Below are 22,557 nucleotides of genomic sequence, written 5' to 3'. Positions count from 1 at the left end.
TCCCGCCGGGACACCCCCGATTGGTCAACAAGGCCCTCGATACGGCACACTTTTAGACTGACCAGTCAGATCAAAAGGGGAGGGGTGTCGGTGAACACCACCCGCCAGGGGGCGGCGGTCAACGCCACGGGCATTGGAGTGGAGGGCCCACGGGGCTGGGCCTTCAGAGGTATCGGCATCACCGCGGAGCCGGGCACGCTGATCGCGGTCCAGGGCCCCTCCGGCTCCGGCCGCACCTGTCTGCTGCTGGCCCTCACCGGCCGGATGCGGATCACCGAGGGCGAGGCGACGGTCGCCGGGCACCACCTGCCCAAGCGGATGGGGACGGTGCGCGGCCGTACCGCCCTGGCGCACGTACCGGGCGTCGCCGACCTCGAACCCGCCCTCACGGTCGGCGAACACCTCAAGGAACAGGCCCTGTTGGGCCACCGTGTCAAGGGCTCCCAGAGCGCCTCGCTCCCCTGGGGCAAGCGCCACAAGGAGGCCACCCGGGCCCGGGTCGACAGCGCCCTCGCGGCCGCCCGGCTCGACCCCGGCACCCTCCCCAAGGGCCTGCGGACGGCCGTGCGCGATCTGGAGCGGATCGAGGCGCTGCGGCTCTCCGTCGCGCTCGGGCTCATGCACGGCCCGCAGCTGCTGGCCGTCGACGATGTGGACCTCAAGCTCGCCGACGCCGAACGCACCCAGGCCTGGCAGCTGCTGCGGGACCTCACGCGCGAGGGCCTCACCGTCGTGGCCGCCGGCGACGGCGCACCGGCGGACGCACTGACCGTCAGCACCTCGCGGACGGACACCGAAGCCGCCGACCCCACCCCCACCCCCGTCCAGGACGACACCCACACCCCCGAGGAGGAAGCAGCGCATGCGTTCGCCGAGACTGGCCGCGCTTGAGCTCAGGCGGTTCGGCAGGGGCAAGCTGCCCCGGCTGGGCCTGGTGGCCCTGACGCTGATCCCCCTGCTCTACGGAGCCCTTTACCTGTGCTCCTTCTGGGACCCCTACAGCCGCCTGGACAAGATCCCGGTGGCCCTCGTCAACGACGACCGGGGCGCCACCACGGGCGGCAAGTCGATCCACGCGGGCGACGACCTGTCCGAGAACCTCAAGGACAGCAAGAAGTTCCACTGGGAGGACGTCAGCGCCGCCGACGCCGCCAAGGGTGTGGAGAACGGCACGTACTACCTCTCGCTGACCGTCCCCAAGGACTTCAGCAAGCGGATCGCCTCCAGCTCCGGGAAGACCCCGCAGACCGGCGCGCTCCAGGTCCGGACGAACGACGCCAACAACTACGTCGTCGGCTCGATCTCCAAGACGGTCTTCTCCGAGGTCCGCGCCAAGACCTCGGCCACCTCGTCGCGGGCCATGCTCGACAAGATCTTCATCTCGTTCTCCGATCTGCACGACAAGACGGCCGAGGCGGCGGACGGGGCCGGGAAGCTCGATGACGGCCTCGGCACCGCCAAGGACAAGACCGGCGAACTGGCCGACGGCCTCGGCAAGCTGGACAAGGGCGCGGGCCGGATCAGCCAGGGCGCGGCAGAGGCCGCCACGAAGGCCAGGCAGCTGAGCCTGGGCGCGCGCAAGGTCTCGGACGGTACCCAGCAGCTCGCCGACAAGGTCCACGGCATCGCCAGGAAGGACCTCCCCTACCTCCGCGAGCACGGCAAGGACATCGGCCGCAAGGCACAGATCGTCGCCGACCTCACCGAGCAGCTCGACGAGGACCTCGGCAAGCTGCCGGGGGACTCCGCCAGGGCCGCCCAACAGGCGCGGGAGAACGCCGACAACGCCGCGGACCTCTACCGGGAACGCTGCAACAGCCTCGTCGACACCGACCCCGACTGCCCCAAGCTGAAGGCGATCGCGGACGGCAGCGCCCTCGCCGCCGACACGGCGGAGAAGGTCAGCGACACCGTCGCCCACACGGACTTCGGGCAGCTGCGCACCAAGGTGCGGGAGCTGCACCACGGTGCCGCGATGGTCGCCGAGGAGGCACCGGGCATCGCGAACCGGGCCGACAAGGCAATCGGCCAGATCAACCAGCTCAACGCGGGCGCCCACAAGGTCTCCCAGGGCGCCGGGCTGTTCGCCGACGGCATCGGCACCCTCGCCGACGGCGCCGGCAAGCTCCACAGCGGTCTGGGTGTCGCCAAGGACGGCGCCGACAAGCTCACCGGCGGCCTCTTCAAGCTCAAGGACGGCAGCAACCAGCTGTCCGACGGGCTGCACAGCGGCGTCTCCAAGATCCCCGACTACAACAAGAAGGACCGGGACACCCGCACCGAGGTGATGGCCGACCCGGTCGAGCTGGCCGCCAAGTCGCTGCACAAGGCGCCCAACTACGGCACCGGTCTGGCGCCGTACTTCATCCCGCTCTCCCTCTGGGTCGGCGCGATGGTCGCCTTCATGCTGCTCCAGCCGCTGGGCAAGCGCGCACTGGCCGCGGGCGCCCCGGGCTGGCGGATCGCCCTCGGCTCATGGCTGCCGGCCTATGCCATCGGCGTCGTGCAGGTGCTGGCGCTGATGGCCGTGCTCCACTGGGGGCTCGGCCTGGAGATGGCCCGCACGGCCGGCACCGTCGGCTTCCTGCTGCTGGCCACGGCCTGCTTCACCGCCATCATCCAGCTGCTGGGCGCGTTCTTCGGACCGGCCGGCCGAGTGCTGACCCTGGTCGTCCTGATGCTCCAGCTGACCTCGGCGGGCGGCACCTACCCGGTGCAGACCAGCCCCGGTTTCTTCGCCGCCATCCACCCGTTCCTGCCGATGAGTTACGTGGTCGACGGCCTGCGCCGGCTGATCACCGGCGGTGACCTCGCCATCGTGCAGCAGGGCTGTGTGGTCCTGGTGGTCTTCACCCTCGGCGCGCTGGCCCTCACCGCCCTCGCGGCGCGCAGCCGGCAGGTGGTCCGGATGAAGGACCTGCATCCGGAACTCAGCCTGTGAGCGTCCCCACGGGCCGAAGGGGCGGTGCCGGCCACGGCACCGCCCCCGGGGCCGTCCCCGCCGCCCGCCGTACCTCGACCCGCCGCCGCCTCTTCGACGCCGCCGTCACCCTCATCGCGGAACAGGGCTTCTCCGCCACCACCGTCGACGAGATCGCCGACCGCGCCGGCGTCGCCAAGGGCACCGTCTACTACAACTTCGCGAGCAAGAACGTCCTCTACGAGGAGCTGCTGCGGGACGGCATCGATCTGCTCGCCGACTCACTGCGCCGGGCCGCCGACGCCACGGCGGACCGCGGCGGCACCCGGGTCGACGCCCTGGACGCGATGATCCGGGCCGGTCTGGACTTCATCGCCTGCTCCCCCGCCCTCATCCAGCTCTACGTCGCCGAACTCTGGCGCACCAACCGCACCTGGCGCGACACCCTCACCTCCGTACGCGGCCGGGCCCAGGCCGTCGTCGAGGACGTCCTCCGGGACGCCGTGCGGACCGGGGAACTCTCCGACGAGCTCGATATCCCGCTCACCGCCTCCGCCCTCCTCGGCATGGTCCTGGTGGCCGCCCTCGACTGGCAGTCCTTCCAGCCGGACCGCTCGGTCGAGGACGTCCACGCGGCGCTGTCGCGGCTGCTCCAGGGGCGGGTGGGGGCGGGCGCCGGCCAGGTCCGGGGCGGGGCGTAGTTCCGGCGGGTGGCGGTCAGGTCCGGGACGAGGCCTGGGCCGGACAGTCCGTAGTTCCGGTGGCCCTCCCGCAAGGAGCCCTCAGGAGTTCGGGAGCTCAGATGACTGGGCCTGGGCTGGGATGGGACTGGGACTGGGGCCGCAATGGGGCCGGGGCTGTGGGGCCGGGGGCCGGGGCCGGACCTGGGGCCGGACCTGGGGCTGTTGGGGCCTGGGGCTGGGACAACACAGCCAGGACGCGTCCAACGGGGCGGCGTGGATCAGCGGCCTCCGCCGATCCACGGGCGCCAGGCAACCCGGCGTGCGCCCCAGCGCTCCCGCCGCGCACCCCCCAAAACCCCGTGGCGTCCTCTAGGTTGAGCGTGCGTCGCCGCCCCGGCCCTGCCTCACCGCACGGCCCGGCCCGGCACCACAGCCCGGACTCACCACACGGGAGGGACCGCCATGACGGACCCCGCATCCGAGAGCACGGACCACGGCACGGGCGCGAACGCCACCGGGAACGCCGCCTGGAACGCCGCCGGAAACCCCGGCGCGCCACCGCCGCTGCCACCGCCCTTCCCCCCGGGTACCGTCCCCGGCGGCCGACCCGCAGCCGCCGCACCCCAGGCCGTGCCGACCACCCCCGAAGAGGCGCTGGAAATCGGCCGGGGCCACTACCCGCCCGTCGGCTCGCCCGGCGGCCCGGCCTCCCTCTTCGTGCATGAATTCGACCTCGGCTACCTGATCCACGCCGGCTGGCCGGCCCCGGCGGACCCAACGGCCCCACCCGCGAATCCCGGCGGCAGCCACCTCGTCATCTCCAAGACCGACGGCGAGGTGACCGCGGTCCCCAACTTCCCGCCGGAGTCGGCCGTCGAGGTATACCGCCAGTGGCACCGCCCGAGCACCTCCCCCTGACAGGCCCCGCGCCCCGGCCGCACCCCTCAGGCAGCACCCGCGCCTGACGCCCCATCGGGCATGAACGCGTGGGGACAGGTGGGGACACCTGGGGACACGCAGGGACACATATGCCGCCATTGGTAACACCCTTGTGACAGTCAGCTCCTTGAGTTGATAAGGCCGTACAGCACTAAACTTTGTTGAACGTTCTGCGGTACGTGACGACGAGCAGGAACGGGGGACGCTGTGGCCGGAAATGGCCTGCAGGCAGACATTCCGTCACTGAAGTCAGGTGGCCAGGACTTCACCGGCGTCGGACAGCGCTATCAGTCCGCGGTGGAGAAGCTGAAGAACGCGCTCACCGGTCTGGAAGGCAAAGACACCCCGCCATGGGGTGATGACGAGATCGGCGAGAAGTTCGGCGTGGTCTACGAGGGCCTGCGCGACGGCATGTACGAGTCGATGGGGCATCTGGCCGCCAAGCTCCAGGAGATCGGCGGCGCCCTGAAGACCATGGCCGACAACCACCAGGCCGACGAGGACTTCAACGACTCGCTGATGAAGCAGCACATCGCCAACGCCGAGGCGGAGGGCCAGAAGATCGTCGCCCTCAAGTCGCCGCACACCTGAGACGCAGCCCGCTCCAGAGCTCCACGACCGTCATCGTCGCTTCACGGCTTTACGGGGGATTGCCGCCATGTCGCTCATGCTTCCGGACTGGCTCGAATGGGTCCTTGAGATGCTCGGCTACGACTGGCCGACGGGCGACGAAGACAAGATGAACGAGTCCGCCGATCACTGGCGGGCGTTCGCCGGCGCCGTCGAACAGCTGCAGTCCGAAGGGGTCTCCGCCGCCGGCAACGTGCTGTCGGCCAACTCCGGTGAGAGCATCGAGGGTTTCAGCAAGACCTGGGAGAAGTACTCGGGCAACGGCTCCGGCTACCTCGACGACGCCCGCACCGCCGCCGAGTTGATCGCGTTCGCGCTGGACGCCGGCTCCGTGGTCATCATCGGGATGAAAGTCGCGGTGATCGCCCAACTGGCGATCCTCGCGGCAGAGATCATCGCAGCTCAGGCGGCGGCTCCCTTCACCCTCGGCCTGTCCGAGATCGGCGCCGCCGCCGCCACCCAGGCCACCCGTCTGATCGTGCGCCGCATCCTCAAGGAAGCCCGTGAGGCGTTGGTCGAGGCGATCGTCGAGACGGTGAAGGAGCCGGCCGTCTCCGCGCTGGAGGCGATGATCTCCGACGCCATCGCGCAGGGCATGAACATGCACTTCGGGGCCCAGCAGGGCTTCGACGTGGGCCGCAGCGCCAAGACCGGCGCCGAAGCGGGCGTGGACGCGCTGAAGAACTCCGGCCAGACCTTCGCCGAGTCCCTGCGCGACGGCGCAGGCGGCAGAGCGGGCCACCACGCCCGCAGCGGCCTCGACCACGCTGCCGGACGGGGCGGGAGCGAGGACAGCGGCGGAGACGGCGGGGGCACGAGCGAGTCCAGCGGCTCCGGGAGCGGGAGCAACTCCGTAACGGGGAGCAACTCCGTAACGGGGAGCAACTCCGCGAGCGGCAGCGGCAGCGGCAGCGGAGACGGTGGGGGTTCGGGGAGCAGGTCGGGGGCCGGGAGCGGTTCCGGCAGCGGGTCGGGGAATGCGTCGGGGAACGGGGCGGGGAGCGCGTCCGACGGTGGCGGGGCGGGCACCGACAGCGGGTCGGGGTCCGGAGCGGGGGCCGGGTCCGGCGCCGGTGAGTCGAGTGGCGGCGGCAGCGGCTCGGGCGGCGGCAGCAGCGGCTCCGGCGGCCCGTCACATGCCCCGCGCGCCGGGGATTCCGGCGCGGGTACCGGCTCCGGCAGCAGCCCCTCCACCACGGCCGACAGCTCCGCCCCCGGCCCGGACGGCAACCGCAACACGCCCCAGGCCCAGCCCCTGCCACCCCCGGACCAGCGCACCGCCTTCGACGAGGGGTACACGGGCGGCAACGACCACAACCCGTACGGGGGCGCCACCCCCGGCCCTGACTCGGCCAGCACCACCCCCGAATCGGGCGGCCCCGGCCCGGACTCAGGCACCACGCCCGACTCCGGCGGCCCCACCCCGGACGCCGCCCGCCCGGACGCGGACGCGGCGAGCCCCCACCCCACCCCGGACAACTCCCCGGACGCCACACGCCCGGACGCCATCAGCACCCAACCGGCACCGGACAACACCCCCGACTCCGCCCGCCCGGACGCCATCAGCACCCAGCCGGCGCCCGACCACACCCCGGACTCGGCCCGCCCGGACCCGGACTCCCTCAGCACACAACCGGCCCCGGGCCCGTCCCTGCACCCCGACGGGGCACCGACGCCCGACTCCGGGACGACCCCGGACTCAGCCCCTGCCCCGGAGCCGGACCACTCCTCCTCCGCCGGCCAGTCCAACTCCCCCACCCCCGACGGGCCTTCCCATCCGGACCCGTCCCAGCAGCCACAGCAGTCGCCGCCCTCCCCCGACCCGGTGGCCGGCAACCCGCCCACCAACACCGACAACTCCCCCCACGGCGACAGCAACAGCGGTCACAGCGGCTCCCAGAACAACGGGGACAACTCCGCATCCGGCGCGGGCGGACGTCCCTCCACCCCGCAGGTGAGCGTGCCGTCCCAGGGCGCCCCGGTGCAGCACTCCTCCTCCGGCCCGCCCATCGGGCAGCGCGACCCGTCACCCGGCGACCCCATGCCGCAGGTGCGCGATGACGACGACACCACCGTCACCACCCAGTCCGCCGGCACCATGACGGCGCCGCCACCGACCCAGCACCCGGCGGACCCCAGCACCGGTGCGCCCTCCACCCCGCAACAGTCGCCGCAGAACACCCCGCAGAGCCCCGGCCCGATGATGGGCGCGCCCACTGCCGTGCCCCCGCAGGGCGGCCCGGCCACGCCCCACTCCGCCCCGCCACGCGGCGGCACACCGTCCAACGGCAACGCCTCCGCCCCCGCCAACCGCCGCCCCGACGGCTCCCAGGCCATCCACGACGCCACCCAACAACGCCGCCCCGAGCCGCCCCCGTACAACCCCCGTCTGGACGGCCCCCGCCCGGACCAGAACCGGCAAAACCAGCAGAACCAGCAAACCCCGCAGGGCGGCCAGTCACCCCAGGGCCAGCACCAAGCACCTCAAACGAACCAGCGCCCGGACACCACACGCCCGGACCAGCCGCGTCCCGACGCGACCCGCCCGGATACGCCGCGCCCAGACGCCCAGCGTCCACCGCAGCAGCAACCGCACGATCCCAACCAGCAGCGTCCGCAACAGCAACCGCCGCACCCCCAGCCGACACAGCAGCAACCCCATCGACCGGACCCGCGTCAGCAGCAGCCCCAGCACCAGCCGACGCAACAGCCGAACCGTCCGGACCCCCGTCAGCAACCGACGCTCCAGAGCCACCAGCCGCAGCCGCAGCCGCAGCCGCATTCACAGCCGACGAACCAGCAGCAACCGCAGCACCAGAACCAGCCCCAACAGCAACAACAACCCAACCAACAGCCCCATCACCAACCCCCGCCCCAGAACCACAACCAGAGCCAGAGCCAGAGCCAGAATCAGAACCAGCAGCCCCAGCACCAACAGCCTCAGCCCCCGCACCAACAGCAGCAGTCGGCGCCGCCCAACCACCCCCCGCGGCCGAGCCTCAACGACGTCCGGGCGAGCCTCAACCACCAGCCCAGCGGCCTGTATTCGCCGTTCCCGCACGACCAGCAGGCGCTGGAGAACACCTTCCCGCGCAACCCGGACGGCAGCCCGCAGCGCCATGCGGACCCCTTCCAGCCCTGGTCCCGCCTGCAGAACGACGGCGGCCCGACCGTCCCCGGCCGCTCCAACAACTGCGCCGACTGCACCCGCTCGTTCATGGAGTCCTGGTACGGCAACCCGCAGGTGTCGGCGCCCCGCACCTACGACAACGACGGCCACGGCGGGCTGGACCGGGTCAGCGGTGAGCGCGACGGCACCAGCAACATCCAGAACTGGGCCGGCACCAACTTCCGCCACTCCGGCCAGAACGCCCAGGACAGCTACCAGCGCATCGCCGACGAACTCCGTCAGTCCGGCCCCGGCTCGGCGTCCGCGGTCCTCGTCACCTGGCCCAAGAACCCCGACGGTAGCGGCGGCGGCGCCCACGTCTTCAACGCCGTCAACCACAACGGCCGGGTCGTCTGGGTCGACAGCCAGACCGGCCAGATCAGCCAACAGCCCCTCCACACCAATGCCGACGGCGTCTGGCACCTGACTCTGGACGCCGACCGCAAGCCCTTCGACCCCGCGGCCCACCAGAACCAACAGCCCCAGCAGAACCAGAACCCTCAGCAAAACAACCAGGGCCAGAACCACAACCAGGCCCAGAACCAAAGCCAGCCGCAACACCAGCCCCCGAGCCCGCAGCACACCCCTCAGCAGTCCCAGCACACCCCCCAGCAGTCCCAGAACACCCCCGGCCCCCACCCCACGGGCACCGGCCCCACCCCCGCCGGCTCCCTAGGCGCCGACCACCGCCCTCCGGAAAGCCCCTCGGGTACCGACAACAACCTCCCGCCGTCCGACCCGTCGGGCACCAAGCACCCGGCCGAGCACGATCTGTCCGGCCCGGACGCGAAAAAGCCGAAGACCGAGGCCTCCGTACCGGAGCAGGAGTCGAAGGACCATCCCTCCGAGGGGCCGTCGGCCCAGGATTCCGCGCAGGACCAGCCGAGCGCATCGGATGCGGCGCAGGATCAGGAGTGGGCCGACGCCGATGACAACGACGACAACTCCGCGGCGCCCCCGCGCGGTTCGACCCCGTACAACGAGAGCCAGAACGCGGATCACGAGCATTACGGAATTCTTCCGGACGAGGCACAACAGCACCTCCGTAACCGCAATGACGTGCATCAGGTCGACATGGAGCGGGTCTACGGCTTCATGGAGGACCTGGCCAACAACAGAAACAGTGAATTGCGGTCGGTGATCCAGGGGAGCGAGGCGGGAAACACCTTCAGCAAGAAGGATCTGGAGGACCGGCTCACCGGTTTCCGCGACCTCAACCGGAGCGAGCAGGCCGCCGTTGTCGGTGTCATCGCGCGTCTGAGCGTCGACTTCCACATGCAGCAGGGTGTCGCCGCGAGCCCGCATCGCCGTGAAGGTGACTACCCGCCCTACAAGTGGCGGGACCAGAACGAGCAGGACCAGAACCAACAGGACCAGCCCGAGCAGCACGGGACCGAACAGGACCAACCCGGGCAGGACCAACCCGGGCAAGACCAGACCGGCCAAGACCAGACCGGGCAGAACCAGACCGGGCAGGACGAGGCCGAGAAGCCCAAGATCAAGCGGGAAGCGCTGCGGGACCGCGACGTGAAACGCCAGGAGAACTGGGCGGGGGTGGAGGACCGGACCGCCTCCCGTTCCGCCGTGAAGCGCCAGAACGCAAAGATTCCCTTTGCGGATGTGGAGGGCTCGGGAGCGGCGAGCAGCGGACCCGCAAAGCGCGCACGCCATCACCTGGACGAAACCTACGGCGAGAGTGTGGCGAGCCAGGTCGCGGAGAATACCCGCGATATGCGGCCGGACTTTTCCGGGCGAAACTACGCGGTGATCGAAGTGACCGATCCACACACCAACGAAACGCACTACGTGGTGGACAGCTCCTTCAGTCACGCAGGCCCTCGGCCCGATCATTCGGAGCCGCACCTCGGCGGCTGGATGGAACGTCTCAATGAGGACCGACAGCTCCAGGGAAAGCAGCCCTACGACATTGTCCACATGTACACCGAGCGCGAACCCTGCGGGCATCCGAGCGAGTCAAAGGGGCACGCGGACTGCTCGGGTTACATCACGCACTACCTGCCCGAAAGCATGCCGATCGGATACGGCACCGGTTATCGAAAAGGCGAGACAACCGTGCCGTTCAACGATCCGCGTCCGGGCGTGAATACCCCGCAGCAGGCGTTGACCGCGGATGCCCAGCATCATGTGAACCGGGTCGCGGACATCCTCAAGGCATATGCGCTGCCGACGCCCGGCGCGCCGCAGCCGTGATGTGATGACTGCCATGACCAACCCAGCACCCGAACCGCAAGCCGTTTCCCCGGATGTCGCCTTGCGGAGAAGCCTGTTGTGGATCGACAAACCGCGCGAACGCACGGCTTGGCTGTGGATCGGCGGAGAGCCCGGCTCAGGGAAGACCGAGCTGCTGCGCACGGTCGCCGGGCGCACGGCGGACAGCGTGTTCGTGGACTGCGCCGGACGCTCGGTGGAGGAGATCGCACAGGAGCTGGCGGAGCGGTGCGGCGCCGCTCAACCGCATCGCTACGACACCGGGTTCGCGGAAGTGGTCCGGCACATCTCGCGGAATCACGTGGTGGTGCTGGCGAATACGCACGAGGCGGGCCGGCTGCGTACGTCGGTCGAACCGCAGCGTGTGGTGGCGCAGTTGGTCGATCTGCTGAAGCGCGGTCCGAAGCCGGGGGTGGCGCTCCGGCTGCTGGTCGAGGTCCATGACGCACCGGCCGCGGTCGCCGCGCACGCCGGCCGTCACCTCACCCTCGCCAGGACGACGGACGCCCCGTCGGCCGGCGAGCGCCCGGCCTCCGGAGCAGCCCGCGCCCTCGCTCTGGCCGAGGCACGGGACGTCCCGCTGCCCGTGTGGTCCCTGCTGTGCTCGGCGACCGGAGAGCCGCATACGGAGCGGCAGCTACGGGAACTCGTCGCGGCCGAGGACTCGACAGGAACCTGGTACAAGACCTACGACGATGACGCACTCGGCATGCGCGTCTCCCTCCGGCACGAATCGGTTGCCGCGGAATATCGCGAGGCCCTTTCGACGGAGACCGCCCGCACCATGCACGAGCGCCTCTATGACGCGCTCAGCGATGCAGCCGAAATCCGCGACAGCGTACGGAATTACGCGCGCACGGCGCTGCCCGGCCACGCGGCCGCCGCCGGCCGGTTCGATTCCTTGCTCGGCGATATGCGTCTGCTGGCGCAGGTGGATCACCGGGCGCTCTTCGAGGCTTTCGAGTCCGTGTATTTTCATCGCCCGGTTCCGCTGGACAGCCCGGCTTCCCGACTGCGTTTCCTGGCCGAGCGGGGCGCCTTGTCGAGTTCCCCCGGCGAATGGATCGCGCTGCTCCACCACTTCCTGATGGTGCAGGGAGGCGAAGGAACTGACGGCAGGGGTGGTCGCGATGCCGCCGCCGAGCTGTGGGAGGCGGCACCGCACTCACAGGTGCCCTGGCGCACCGTCTGGGCGGACGGAACGGCGCCCGGCACCCTGACAACCCGGCACCTCGTGCGTCGCCCCCATGTGCGCCGGCTCCAGGTGTCCGAGACACCCGCCGGAGAGATCGCTGCCGCGTGGGACCCTCAGGGCAACCTCCAGGCCTGGAGCATGGAACGGGGTGACCGGCTGCCGCCACCCCAGGAGGCGGTCGGCGTCGCGGGACAGGTCCTGGCGGACCAGGGACTCTCGGGCTGGCGACCGGCCGGCGCGGCGGAAGGAGCGGTGGACATCCCTCGTATGCCGCGCTTCGTACGCCGCGCGGCACGGCACGGAAACCGTGCGGTGATGGCGTCCGAGGACAGCGTCTTCGTCATCGACATCGCCCCTGAGGAATCCGCGCACCGGGCAGCGGGCGTGCTGAAGAACATGATCCGTACGACGACGCAACCCGGTACGGCCCCCTTCCCGCCGGAAGCGCTGCGGCCGACCGCGGCCTGGTACGCCTCGGTGTGGCCGGCCGGCACGGTCCGGCGCGTACCCGCCACCGCCCTCCCCGACGGCATCACACATGCGGAGACGCGCGCTTTCCTGACGGAGACCGGAATCCCTTTCCTACGGGGCAAGTTCCTCGAACTGTCGACCCTGGACCTGTCCACCGAGCACCTGGAAGAGACGGACTGGGACTCCCGCTCCCTGGAAAGCCCGGAAGACATGGTGGGCTCCTGCTACTGCCTCGGCGAATGGCAGGGGGCACGGCTGCTCCTGGACGGCAGCAGCGGAAGGGTCCTTCAGGACGGCGCCTCGGGCCTCACCGACGCGCTGGCCGCCACCAGTCTGCGGAACTTCGTGCTCATGGTCCGCCTCTACTACTGGTGGTTTGCCTCGGACTGGTCCGTGGACAACCTGGAACCGGACATCCAGGAGTGGCTTTCCACCGTCGACGCCGAGGCCTTCGCATCGGACTGCTGGCAACGGGTCTTCGGCGACGCCGACTTCTCGGACCGTGTCTAGCGTGCGGGCCCCCGCGGGCAACGGCCCATCCGGAAACTGCGGCCAATGACCAGCTCCGTTGAGACGACGCCGGCCCGCCACGGTGCTCCGTGGCGGGCCGGCGTCGTCAGTGGGGGCCGCGGTGGACCGCGAGGCCCGGCGGGAGTGCTACTCCCCCTGCCGCCCCGCGGCGATCTGCCGCGACATGATCGTCGTCAGCTCGTAGGCGGTGTGCGACGCGGCCACGCAGGTGATCTCCGCATGGTCGTACGCCGGAGCGACCTCCACGACGTCCGCCGAGACCAGGTTGCAGGAGGACAGCCCGCGCAGGATCTCCAGCAGCTCACGGGAGGTGAGGCCGCCGGCCTCGGGGGTGCCGGTGCCGGGCGCGTGCGCCGGGTCCAGCACATCGATGTCGATGGAGATGTACAGCGGACGGTCACCGATGCGCTGACGGAGCTGGTCGGCGACCTCGTCGACGCCGCGGCGCATGACATCCGCCGAGGTGACGATGCCGAAGCCCATCTTCTCGTCGTCGTCGAGGTCCTTCTTGCCGTAGAGGGGACCGCGGGTGCCGACGTGGGAGAGCGCGGAGGTGTCGAGGATGCCTTCCTCGACGGCGCGGCGGAACGGGGTGCCGTGGGTGTATTCGGCGCCGAAGTAGGTGTCCCAGGTGTCCAGGTGGGCGTCGAAGTGCAGCAGCGCGACCGGGCCGTGCTTCTTGGCGACGGAGCGCAGGAGGGGCAGGGCGATGGTGTGGTCGCCACCGAGGGTCATCATGCGGGCGCCGCCGGCGAGCAGATCGTCGGCCGCGGCCTCGACCGTCTCCACGGCCTCGTTGATGTTGAACGGGTTCGCGGCGATGTCACCGGCGTCGGCGACCTGCGCGAGCGCGAACGGGGACGCGTCCTGGGCCGGGTTGTACGGACGCAGCAGCCGGGACGCCTCACGGATGGCGTTGCCGCCGAAGCGGGCCCCTGGGCGGTAGGAGACGCCGGTGTCGAAGGGGACACCGACGACGGCCACATCGGCCCGGCCGCCGACCTCGTCGAGGCGGGGCAGGCGGGCGAACGTCGCGGGCCCGGCATAGCGCGGGACGCGGGAGGAGTCGACGGGGCCCACAGGCTCGTGGGATGCGCTGGCTGCGGTGGTCATGAGGCTGAGATTAGGGAGCGCCGGGCGGCGGGCCCATGGACATTTGCGCACCCGGGTCCGGGCACGTTCGACGATTTGGCCAGGGGCTCACAAGGGCGGTGACCAGGCAGGAGAGGGTGTCCGCAGCGCGGTGCCGCCGCTCCGGAATCCGCACCCCGGTGTCCGCGCTGCGGAACTCCCCCGCCCCGGAACAGGTGTACGGGCACAATGGGCGCTATGCCGATAGCCTCCGCAGCCACCGCCCCCTCGCGCGCCGAACTCGTCGATCATCTCGTACGGACCCGGATCGCCGGTGAGGTCGCCACCCCCCGCGAGAACAACCTCTCCCACTACCGCAGGCTCGCCAACGGCGACCGCCACTACTGGTTCGGCCTGGAATTCGGCGACCGGTGGGTGGACGAGCAGGATGTGCTGGCCGTGATGGCGGAGCGCTGCGGGGTCATCGACGACCCGCACCACCGGCAGGGGCAGGACACCATCGACCCGGAGCTGACGGTCGACGCGCTGGACCGGGCGGCCGCGGTGCTGCGCAAGGCGGCCGCCGGGCAGCACCGGGTGCTGTTCGCGACCGGCCACCCGGGCGGGCTGCTCGATGTGCACCGGGCGACGGCCGAGGCCCTGCGGGCCCAGGGCTGCGAGATCGTCGTCATCCCGGACGGGCTGCACGCGGATGACGGCATGGTCTTCCAGTTCGGCGACGTGGCGATGCTGGAGCGCGGCGCAACGCTCTGGCACACCCACTCCCCCGAGCCGATGGCCGCCGTCCTGGACGGCCTGGAGCGGGCGGGTCAGCCACTGCCCGACCTGGTGATGGCCGACCACGGCTGGGCAGGCTGCGCGGGCCAGCGCGGCATCGACGCGGTCGGCTTCGCGGACTGCAACGACCCGGCCCTCTTCCTGGCCGAGTCCGAGGGCACCCTCCAGGTGACCATCCCCCTCGACGACCACGTCCTCAGCCCGCGCCATTACGACCCGCTGACCGCTTATCTGCTGGATGCGGCGGGGCTGGCTGAGGGTCCGGCCTGACCGATCAGCCGCTCCTGACGACGGAGACACGGCGGCGGTGGTAGGCGTACGCGAGGATGAGGACCAGCGGGCCCCAGACGGTCATCAGACCGCTGACCGTCATGGCCAGGACGTTCCAGCCGGGGGCGTACGGCCAGGCTTCCGGCCCGAAGGTGAGCGCGTTGTACAGCCAGACGCCGAGGATCGCGGTGAGGACGAGGCCTCCGGCCGTGGCGGGGACGAGCACGGCGGCGGGCGGGATGCGTTTGCCGCGGAGTCGGGGGACCCAGGCGGGGACCCGCTCACCCCAGCCGCGTACCAGGCCGAAGCTGAGGAGTGCGGCGAGCTCGGAGACGACACTGAGCGCGACGACGTACGCGATGTGGCCCACGGTGGGCGACATCGGCTCGCCGCCCATGCCGTGGCCGATGACCGGCAGGCGCCAGACGCACACGGGAAGCGCGACGAGCGGGATGGCATGGGCCACGCGGTTGGCCCAGGCTGGGACAGGGAACTCGGTCTCGGTTGTGTTCACGGATGCAGCGTGGCCGAACCGTCCACAGGCGGGCATCACACCGGCCGGCGATCCAGCTCCGCCGCGCGGGTGAGGGCGACATCGTCCTCTCCTACCGGTTCCCCCCAGGAGCCGTCCGGCCGATCAGTGACCAGCACCTCGGAACGCCCAGGAGCAGCTGTCGCGCGCCATGATTCAGCGCATGAGCGAGTACTCCTGGCCTTCCGAAAACGGCAGGTGCCAAGCAGCCGGTGCCGCCGCGGCCTGGACTGAGACGGTTCGCTCTCTGCCTGTCGGCACCCCGATCACCGGTGAGGTCACCGGTAGACAGCCCTTCGGCGCCTTCCTCTCCATTGACGGTCGCTCTGAAGCCGTTGGCCTCGCCAGAGTCGACAGGATGCCTAGGTGTAGGGAACTGCCGACCGTGGGACAGCTCGTCACCGGCGAGGTGGTCTGGCACGCAGCGCACCATCACCAGGTGGGCATCGTGCTCCGCGAGTGGGCCGAGCACGAGGATCTGCTCCCTCGGTTCGTGGAGCGCGTCGGTCAGGTTGTCACCGGACGTGTCACGAAGATCGCGCCGATCGGATTCTTCGTGCGCATCGCCGACTGCGTGGAGGGGCTCGTTCCGCTCACCGGGCCGGCCGCGGACCTTTCGAAAATTGTCCGCGAGAACCAGGACATATCGGTGCGAATAATCGCCATCGACCTTGAACGGACCCGAGTTCTCCTGTCAGCAGAAGGCGCCGCCTAGGACCTGCCCGCCCGCCAACCGGCGCATGGAGAAAGGGCGCAAACGGTCAACTGCCGTAAGGCGGGAAGAAGAGCAGCCGCACCGCCAGCGCCAGGAGCATGGCGAGGGGCGGCACATACCACCAGGGCCGCAGCCTTCTCGTTTTGACGAAGGGAAGGGTGAGGGCGAGGCAGAGGATGGCCCAGCCGATGCCGAGGTTACTGAGGAGCGCGAACTCCTGAGCTGCATCGAATTCGACAGCGTCGTCGCCGCGGGGCATGAGCTGGACCAGTGTGACGAAGGCCAGCGGCGCCTCGATCGCGGGCAGCAGGAAAGCCCCCAAAACTGTGCCGATGCGCAGCCCGCCACGTGGGCTTCGAGGGCGGGTGGGCGTCGTCACTTTCCTAGTGCTTCTTTCGCTTGGCCAACATGTTCGTCGAATTGACGACCGTACCGTTGTGCCCCTTCACTCTGATAGTAGGGACCGCCGTTATAGCGGGCGGCAAGCTCCTGCATCTGCTCGCGGGTCATCTTTTCGGGCGCGACGTCGGCAAAGCCGCTCTCGGCCTTGAGCTGCGCCAAATACTCCGAGGCGATGTAGACGTTCTGGGCCGGATCCTTGAGCGCACCGGTGACCTCGTCGCGCTGTTGGTCGCTGAGATTCTCCGGGTCGTATCCGAGGACCTCTGCTGCTCGCCGGACCTGGATGGACATCGGGCCCAGCGAGGTCATGTCCTGGTCCCCGGTGAAGGGCAGGTGACGACGTGCCCAGGGGAAAGCATCATCGGTCCAGCTCGGGTCACCTTCCACCTCCTTCCAGGCGATGCCGGCGACCATCTCCGGAGGCAACCCCGAGTCACGGGCTGCGTTGCGCAGCAGATGCTTGTTGGTGGAGATGTACTCCCGTCGCTCATCGTCGGAGTCGCTGGGCAGCCAGTGGTAGTTACCGTCCGCCGCAAGACCGGCCGTCTTCAACTTGATGCGCAACAGCGCAGGTGAGATCGCCACGTCTGGACCGACCTTGGGAATGGAGTCCGTCTTGGCGCCTGTACCGAACAATTGGGCAAGCGGGTCATGTGCCGCATCCTTCGTCTCACGGCGCAAAGCGTCGACACCACCTTGGAGTTGCGTGGCGTCGACGAAGTCGCCGCCACGGAAGTCCGGCAAGGAGTGAAAGGCGACACGGATCTCGGCCAGGCAGTCCTTGCGTGCCTCGCCCTCGACGCGCAGGGCATCGGCATAGTGATCGCTGGTTGCGTTGTAGTAGCGCTCTGCCTCCTCGCGAATCTCGTCCGGGTCGGCGAAGAACTCTGCAGCCCAGTCCCAGAACCCCGTAGTTGCCCGCAAGTCCTCCCATTGCCGCATGGGTTCGGCTGCCTGTGCGGTGGAAGTGATCGGAATGCCTTCACGTGAGATGACTTCGGCCAAGCGCGACTCCGTCGATTGCCCTTCTTCGAAGTGGTGCTTGGCACGGGCCACAGCCTTCGCATAGGCGTAGAGCGCATTGCGAACCCGCCGGAAGGCGGCAGAGAGGTGCTCGCCCAGAGCCATGGCTTCCTTCAGACGAGCGGTGTACTGCTCGCGTCCCTCGCCCTGCCAGTCGAGACGGCCGGCCTTGCGGAAGTCGTCCTCGCACGAGTCGAGCAGGGAGTGCAGCCTCCGGTACTCGTCGCCTGTCTGCTCGATGAGCGGAGGGTTGCACAGCTCCAGAAAATCCACATCGGATCGATAGGCCACAGCACTCACCGGTCCTCGGGGGCTACGTAGCGGCCCTTGCTGAGGATCTCGTCCATTCCTCGCTGAGCGTCCGCGTCGGCATGCACGAGGGCATTCCCCGTAGCGTGCAACTTCGTGGACAGCGCGGACACCAGAGTGACCATGTCTGCGTACTGGTCCTGTGTGTAGCGCGCGAACTCCTCCACAGCCTGCGCCACGTCTGGATGCGAGCGCGGGACGCGGCACTGAGTCGCGTTTTCCCCGTCCATGCGCCCCGCGTTCAGCAGCCCGGAAAGCTCGATGAGCAGGTTGGAGCTGCCGTCGATGGAGGCGGCATCCGCAGAGAAGCCGCCAGATCCCCCGTTCATGACCCTCCAAGCGTAAAAGATCATCTTGTCATGATCCGGCAGTGTGCCGCGGTAGATGGTGGCGGACGGCTGCCCAAGAGGGCGCATGACTATGGCTGTTCGGGATACATGAAGGCGCCGTGAATGCGGCGTTTCCACCGGACTGTGGACGACACGTGGACGGCGAGCGTCCTCGCTTCGGCATGCAGAGGCCCCGTCCACCCCGCCACGGAGGACAGCACACGGACGGGCCCGGTTCCGTCCGTCACACGGCCCAGGAGTCGGCCGGGTCATCCAGCCACGCCCGCTGCCTCTCCGCGGTGACGGTGAGACCGAACCGGGTGTGGTCCGGCTCGCCCCGGTCGGCCCACCATCGGTGAGCCGCCTCCACTTCGTCCCACAGGCGACGCGGGAGCAACGACCCCGCAGGGCGGGAGCGGGCCGCGTACACGAACGTCCCGCTCGTCACCGGGCAGGAACAGCGTCGCGGATCGGCCCTGAACGTCTCCGCCCGTATCGGGCGCCAGGGCTCCCGCTTCGAGGAGGGACCGCGCCAGCTCGTCACCGGCGCGGTGCCCCTGCTGAGAGTGGAACCTCACTTGCGGTGCGTCCCGTCGCCGGGCGGCATGTCACCGTCCGGGGGCGGCGGCTGAGGCGGCGTCCAGGGCTGTCCAGGGTGCCCGTCCCCGCCGTCTTCTCCGCCGCCCTGCTGCCCTGCTGCCCTGCTGCCCGCCATCGGCAGCGGTGATGATCTGCATGCGCATCCCGTGCACCTCTCCTTCATTCAGTGACCGGCTCAGTCACGCACCTCGGCTCTCCGTGACGCGATGCACGTCCCGCAGCGCCGCACTCAACTGCGCGCCAAGAAAATGAAGTTGAGGTCGTAGATGTTGAGCGCCTGCGAAGGGGGTTGATCAGGCCGTCCAGCTGGTCCTGGCGGAGTTCTTCAAGGTAGGGCTGGCCTGTCAGTTCCGTCACCGGCACCGAAAGGGAACGGGCCAACGCCCCGAGCACCGAAGGGCTTGCGGGCAGGACTCCTTGCTCCACTTTGGTCAACGTGCTGTACGAGACGTGTGCAAGGTCGGCCAGCTCGCGTTGGGTCAGGCGTCGGACCTTGCGCGTGTGCGCGATGCGTGCGCCCGTGTGGTCATCGTGCAGTGAAGGCATACCGCTCTCCCGTCCCTCGCAGCCATGCGGAACGGTACCTGCGCGGGGAAGACCGGTGAACTCTCTCCGCTCCTGATACACGGGGTTCACGGCAGAAGGCTGTGGTGGGATGGCGTGATGAATCGTCCCGTGCTTTACCTGTTCGGTTCCGCAGCCCCGCCCGTCCAGCAGGTCGCCGAAGTGGCGGGCAGCGCACGCACAATGGGATGTGACGTGTGCATCGGCCTGACGCCTACGGCGGCCCGTTGGCTCGACGGCGAGGTGCCGCTGCTGGAAGAGCTGACGGGGCACCCGGTGCGGTCCGAGTACAAGCAACCGGCCGACCCTGATGTGTGGCCGCCGGCCGACGTCATCGTGTTCGCACCGGTCACCTTCCATTCCCTCAACGCCTGGGCGCTCGGATTGACGCACCACTTTGTGGTCGGGGTGGTTGCCGAGGGCATCGGCAAGGGCATTCCCACGGTCGCGATGCCCTGCGTGAACACCGCATATGTGCAGCATCCGCAGTTCGACCGGTCAGTGGCGACACTGCGCGGCGCGGGCGTGTCGGTGTTGTACGGGCCCGGCGGCTTCGAACCCAACGAGCCGGGCAAGGGGCGGCCAGAGGGCTATCCGTGGCAACTGGCGATGGCTGAAGCGATGCGGATCGTCCGCGTCACGCCGGAACGGTAGCGGGAACCAGGTCGCGGCGACGGGGGTCAGGGGGCCTCGGGCAAGGGGCACCCGAGGGCGAACCACGCAATGCCCCGGCGCCGACCCACCGCCTAATCCCGCGGCACCCGGATAACCCCCTCCTGGATCACCGACACCGCCAACTGCCCGTCCGCCGTGAAGATGCGGCCCTTGCCAAGGCCCCGGCCGCCCTGGGCGGTGGGGGATTCCTGGTCGTACAGGAGCCACTCGTCGGCGCGCAGCGGGCGGTGGAACCACATCGCGTGGTCCAGGCTCGCGCCGACCACATCGCCGACCGCCCAGCCGCCCCGGCCGTGCGCGAGCAGGACCGAGTCCAGCAGGGTCATGTCCGAGACGTAGGTGACCAGGCAGATGTCCAGCAGGGGGCGGGGGATCCCACAGTCGTCGTCGAGTTTGCCCTGGGTGCGGAACCAGACCTGGGACCTGGGGTCGCGGGCCTCGCCGACGGTGGCGTAGGGCGGCTCGTCCACGTACCGCAGGTCGATCGCGGCGCGGGACTCCAGCAGCCGCTCGGCGACGCCGGGGGCGAGGAACCGTTCGGCGTGGCGGGGCAGCATCTCGGCGGCGGTGGGCAGTTCCAGCGGGTCCGGCGCCGGTGGCATCGGCTCCTGGTGTTCCAGCCCGTCCTCGGCCGCCTGGAAGGAGGCGGAGAGGTGGAAGATCGGCTGGCCGTGCTGGACGGCGACGACCCGGCGGGTGGTGAAGGAGCGGCCGTCGCGGATCCGGTCGACGGTGTAGACGATGGGTGCGCCGGGGTCCCCCGGGCGCAGGAAGTACGCGTGCAGGGAGTGTGGGACGGGGTCTCCCCTGCGGAGCTGAGAGCTTGGGGAACGGTCGGCGGGGACCGTGCGCCCGGCCGCGACCAGGGCCTGGGCGGCGACCTGGCCGCCGAAGACCCGGGGCACGACCGAGGCGCGGCTCTCGCCCCGGAAGATGTCCTGCTCGATCCGCTCCAGTGCGAGCAGGTCGAGCAGGGACCGGAGTGCGTCGTTCACGTGCGCGGGGCCCTTACGGCCTAGAGGCCCATGGACTTGGCGATGATGGACTTCATGACCTCGCTGGTGCCGCCGTAGATGCGGTTGACGCGGTTGTCGGCGTACAGGCGGGCGATGGGGTACTCGTTCATGAAGCCGTAGCCGCCGTGCAGCTGGAGGCAGCGGTCGATCACGCGGTGCGCGACCTCGGTGCAGAACAGCTTGGCGGAGGCGGCCTCGGCCGGGGTCAGCTCGCCGGCGTCCAGGGCTTCGAGCGCGCGGTCGGCGACGGCCTCGGCGGCGTCCACCTCGGCCTGGCAGGCGGCCAGTTCGAACTTGGTGTTCTGGAAGGTGGAGACGGTCTTGCCGAAGATCGTGCGCTCCTGCACGTACTCCTTGGCGAACCGGACGGCGGCCTTGGCCTGGGCGTAGGCGCCGAAGGCGATGCCCCAGCGCTCGGAGGCGAGGTTCAGGCCCAGGTAGGCGAAGCCCTTGTTCTCCTCGCCCAGCAGGTCCTCGACCGGGACCTTGACGTCGACGAACGCCAGCTCGGCGGTGTCGGAGATCTTCAGGCCGAGCTTGTCCAGCTTGCGGCCGACGGAGTAACCCGCGGACTTGGCGTCCACGGCGAAGAGCGAGATGCCGAAGCGGCGGTCGTCCTCGCGGGGCGCTGCGGTGCGGGCGCAGACGATCACGCGGTCGGCGTGCACACCGCCGGTGATGAAGGTCTTGGCGCCGTTGAGGACGTAGTGCGTGCCGTCGTCCGACAGCTTCGCGGTGGACTTCATGCCGGCGAGGTCGGAGCCGGTGCCCGGCTCGGTCATCGCGAGCGCCCACATCTCCTCGCCGCTGACGAACTTCGGCAGGAAGCGCTTCTTCTGCTCGTCGGTGGCGAGCATCTGGATGTACGGCAGACCCAGCAGCACGTGCACGCCGGAGCCGCCGAAGGAGACGCCCGCGCGGGAGGTCTCCTCGTACATCACGGCCTCGAACTTGTGCGAGTCGATGCCGGCGCCGCCGTACTCCTCGGGGACCCGGATACCGAAGACACCCAGCTCACCGAGCTTGTAGTAGAAGTCGCGCGGGGCCTGGCCGGCGGCGAGCCACTCGTCGTGGACCGGGACGACCTCGGCCTCGATGAAGGCGCGTATGGTCTCGCGAAACGCCTCGTGATCCTCGTTGAACACCGTACGGCGCATTGCTACGTCGCCTCCTCCAGGTCGCCGGTCCAAGCGCATGGCTAAGCGCTTGCTCAGCGAAAGCTACCGGCCAGTTACCTAAGCTGTCCAGAGGTCAACGAAAATCCGTGCGGGCGGAGGGTCTGCACCTAGGCGCCCGACACGGAGGGCCCACCCCTAGATGAATGAGTCCGATGTTTGTGCTGGCCGCGACCATGGCGAAGGGCGCCCGTTGACTCGTGTGTGACTACCAGTCTGGACGCCCTTCTGGCGGCACTGTACGTGTTCATCGACGACCACGTGGCCCCTTGTCGCCGGATCGGGCGACCCCCGAAACTGACGGACGCCGA

At 69.8% G+C, this 22,557-nt stretch carries 18 protein-coding genes and 1 pseudogene; 10 read left to right on the top strand and 9 right to left on the bottom strand.

What is annotated here, in order from left to right; all coding sequences use genetic code 11:
* Nucleotides 1-90: 90 nt before the first annotated feature.
* The 7 genes from AB0C46_RS30895 (at nt 91) to AB0C46_RS30865 (ending at nt 12,746) form a co-directional block, all read left to right on the top strand.
* Nucleotides 91-891 (top strand): ATP-binding cassette domain-containing protein, encoded by an 801-nt coding sequence (locus AB0C46_RS30895; RefSeq protein WP_362831858.1) that lies wholly within the window; start codon nt 91-93, stop codon nt 889-891.
* Nucleotides 863-2,941 carry a YhgE/Pip domain-containing protein gene (locus AB0C46_RS30890; RefSeq protein ID WP_362831857.1) on the top strand — a complete coding sequence of 693 codons (2,079 nt, stop codon included), beginning with the start codon at nt 863-865 and terminating at the stop codon, nt 2,939-2,941. The genes AB0C46_RS30895 and AB0C46_RS30890 overlap by 29 nt, the downstream gene beginning before the upstream one ends.
* Nucleotides 2,938-3,621: a TetR/AcrR family transcriptional regulator gene (locus AB0C46_RS30885; RefSeq protein WP_362831856.1), complete on the top strand. Its 684-nt coding sequence runs from the start codon at nt 2,938-2,940 to the stop codon at nt 3,619-3,621. Before AB0C46_RS30890 ends, AB0C46_RS30885 begins: the two co-directional genes overlap by 4 nt.
* A gap of 444 nt (nt 3,622-4,065) precedes the next feature.
* Nucleotides 4,066-4,521, top strand: coding sequence for a hypothetical protein (locus AB0C46_RS30880; protein ID WP_362831855.1), 456 nt, complete (start codon nt 4,066-4,068; stop codon nt 4,519-4,521).
* A 228-nt stretch (nt 4,522-4,749) separates the two neighbouring features.
* Nucleotides 4,750-5,133: a hypothetical protein gene (locus AB0C46_RS30875; RefSeq protein ID WP_362831853.1), complete on the top strand. Its 384-nt coding sequence runs from the start codon at nt 4,750-4,752 to the stop codon at nt 5,131-5,133.
* Nucleotides 5,134-5,200: 67 nt separating this feature from the next.
* Nucleotides 5,201-10,552, top strand: coding sequence for a toxin glutamine deamidase domain-containing protein (locus AB0C46_RS30870; protein ID WP_362831852.1), 5,352 nt, complete (start codon nt 5,201-5,203; stop codon nt 10,550-10,552).
* Nucleotides 10,553-10,565: 13 nt separating this feature from the next.
* Nucleotides 10,566-12,746, top strand: coding sequence for an SUKH-4 family immunity protein (locus AB0C46_RS30865; protein WP_362831851.1), 2,181 nt, complete (start codon nt 10,566-10,568; stop codon nt 12,744-12,746).
* 147 nt (nt 12,747-12,893) lie between these two features.
* Here the strand turns inward: AB0C46_RS30865 and speB are convergent, their stop codons facing one another.
* On the bottom strand, nt 12,894-13,880 hold the full coding sequence (speB, locus tag AB0C46_RS30860) for an agmatinase (RefSeq protein ID WP_362831850.1): 987 nt from the start codon (nt 13,878-13,880) through the stop codon (nt 12,894-12,896).
* 216 nt (nt 13,881-14,096) lie between these two features.
* On the opposite strand from speB, the gene AB0C46_RS30855 reads away from it, so the two are divergent.
* Nucleotides 14,097-14,906, top strand: a complete 810-nt coding sequence (locus AB0C46_RS30855) for a phosphatase (RefSeq protein WP_362831849.1) — start codon at nt 14,097-14,099, stop codon at nt 14,904-14,906.
* Between the two features lie 4 nt (nt 14,907-14,910).
* On the opposite strand, the gene AB0C46_RS30850 is transcribed toward AB0C46_RS30855, so the two are convergent.
* Complete coding sequence (locus AB0C46_RS30850; RefSeq protein WP_362831847.1) at nt 14,911-15,420, bottom strand: hypothetical protein; 510 nt, start codon at nt 15,418-15,420, stop codon at nt 14,911-14,913.
* A gap of 181 nt (nt 15,421-15,601) precedes the next feature.
* Between AB0C46_RS30850 and AB0C46_RS30845 the strand changes: the two genes are divergently transcribed.
* A complete protein-coding gene (locus tag AB0C46_RS30845) occupies nt 15,602-16,153 on the top strand; it encodes a S1 RNA-binding domain-containing protein (protein ID WP_362831846.1) in 552 nt (183 codons plus the stop codon).
* Between the two features lie 46 nt (nt 16,154-16,199).
* Here the strand turns inward: AB0C46_RS30845 and AB0C46_RS30840 are convergent, their stop codons facing one another.
* From AB0C46_RS30840 to AB0C46_RS30820, 5 genes and pseudogenes are all read right to left on the bottom strand, one after another.
* On the bottom strand, nt 16,200-16,532 hold the full coding sequence (locus tag AB0C46_RS30840; RefSeq protein WP_362831844.1) for a hypothetical protein: 333 nt from the start codon (nt 16,530-16,532) through the stop codon (nt 16,200-16,202).
* Complete coding sequence (locus tag AB0C46_RS30835) at nt 16,529-17,869, bottom strand: hypothetical protein (protein ID WP_362831842.1); 1,341 nt, start codon at nt 17,867-17,869, stop codon at nt 16,529-16,531. The genes AB0C46_RS30840 and AB0C46_RS30835 overlap by 4 nt, the downstream gene beginning before the upstream one ends.
* A 5-nt stretch (nt 17,870-17,874) precedes the next feature.
* Complete coding sequence (locus AB0C46_RS30830; RefSeq protein ID WP_362831840.1) at nt 17,875-18,216, bottom strand: hypothetical protein; 342 nt, start codon at nt 18,214-18,216, stop codon at nt 17,875-17,877.
* 244 nt (nt 18,217-18,460) lie between these two features.
* Nucleotides 18,461-18,607 (bottom strand): annotated as a pseudogene (locus tag AB0C46_RS30825) (protein-L-isoaspartate(D-aspartate) O-methyltransferase); the annotation flags it as partial.
* Between the two features lie 368 nt (nt 18,608-18,975).
* Nucleotides 18,976-19,362 (bottom strand): helix-turn-helix transcriptional regulator, encoded by a 387-nt coding sequence (locus AB0C46_RS30820; RefSeq protein WP_362831839.1) that lies wholly within the window; start codon nt 19,360-19,362, stop codon nt 18,976-18,978.
* Nucleotides 19,363-19,479: 117 nt separating this feature from the next.
* Here AB0C46_RS30820 and AB0C46_RS30815 point away from each other — a divergent pair, with 117 nt between their 5' ends.
* The gene (locus AB0C46_RS30815) at nt 19,480-20,034 is read left to right on the top strand and encodes a flavoprotein (protein ID WP_362831838.1); all 555 of its coding nucleotides are present in this window, start codon (nt 19,480-19,482) and stop codon (nt 20,032-20,034) included.
* A gap of 92 nt (nt 20,035-20,126) precedes the next feature.
* On the opposite strand, the gene AB0C46_RS30810 is transcribed toward AB0C46_RS30815, so the two are convergent.
* Entirely contained in the window at nt 20,127-21,050 is a 924-nt protein-coding gene (locus tag AB0C46_RS30810; RefSeq protein ID WP_362831836.1) for an acyl-CoA thioesterase II, read from the bottom strand.
* A 20-nt stretch (nt 21,051-21,070) separates the two neighbouring features.
* Complete coding sequence (locus tag AB0C46_RS30805; protein ID WP_362831834.1) at nt 21,071-22,228, bottom strand: acyl-CoA dehydrogenase family protein; 1,158 nt, start codon at nt 22,226-22,228, stop codon at nt 21,071-21,073.
* Nucleotides 22,229-22,557: the final 329 nt, after the last annotated feature.

Origin of the sequence: Streptomyces sp. NPDC048637 (assembly GCF_040650675.1) — a bacterium.
In the GTDB taxonomy this organism is placed as follows: Bacteria; Actinomycetota; Actinomycetes; order Streptomycetales; family Streptomycetaceae; genus Streptomyces.
The sequence above is the reverse complement of the archived record's forward strand: the minus strand, read 5'-3'. Positions and strand labels throughout refer to the sequence as shown.

Bases quoted from the DNA above. Each gene is read 5' to 3' on its own strand.
- AB0C46_RS30890 (WP_362831857.1), top strand. From the start codon at position 863: ATGCGTTCGCCGAGACTGGCCGCGCTTGAGCTCAGGCGGTTCGGCAGG.
- AB0C46_RS30880 (WP_362831855.1), top strand. From the start codon at position 4,066: ATGACGGACCCCGCATCCGAGAGCACGGACCACGGCACGGGCGCGAAC.
- AB0C46_RS30870 (WP_362831852.1), top strand. From the start codon at position 5,201: ATGTCGCTCATGCTTCCGGACTGGCTCGAATGGGTCCTTGAGATGCTC.
- AB0C46_RS30865 (WP_362831851.1), top strand. From the start codon at position 10,566: ATGACCAACCCAGCACCCGAACCGCAAGCCGTTTCCCCGGATGTCGCC.
- speB (WP_362831850.1), bottom strand. From the start codon at position 13,880: ATGACCACCGCAGCCAGCGCATCCCACGAGCCTGTGGGCCCCGTCGAC.
- AB0C46_RS30855 (WP_362831849.1), top strand. From the start codon at position 14,097: ATGCCGATAGCCTCCGCAGCCACCGCCCCCTCGCGCGCCGAACTCGTC.
- AB0C46_RS30845 (WP_362831846.1), top strand. From the start codon at position 15,602: ATGAGCGAGTACTCCTGGCCTTCCGAAAACGGCAGGTGCCAAGCAGCC.
- AB0C46_RS30830 (WP_362831840.1), bottom strand. From the start codon at position 18,216: ATGAACGGGGGATCTGGCGGCTTCTCTGCGGATGCCGCCTCCATCGAC.
- AB0C46_RS30820 (WP_362831839.1), bottom strand. From the start codon at position 19,362: ATGCCTTCACTGCACGATGACCACACGGGCGCACGCATCGCGCACACG.
- AB0C46_RS30815 (WP_362831838.1), top strand. From the start codon at position 19,480: ATGAATCGTCCCGTGCTTTACCTGTTCGGTTCCGCAGCCCCGCCCGTC.
- AB0C46_RS30805 (WP_362831834.1), bottom strand. From the start codon at position 22,228: ATGCGCCGTACGGTGTTCAACGAGGATCACGAGGCGTTTCGCGAGACC.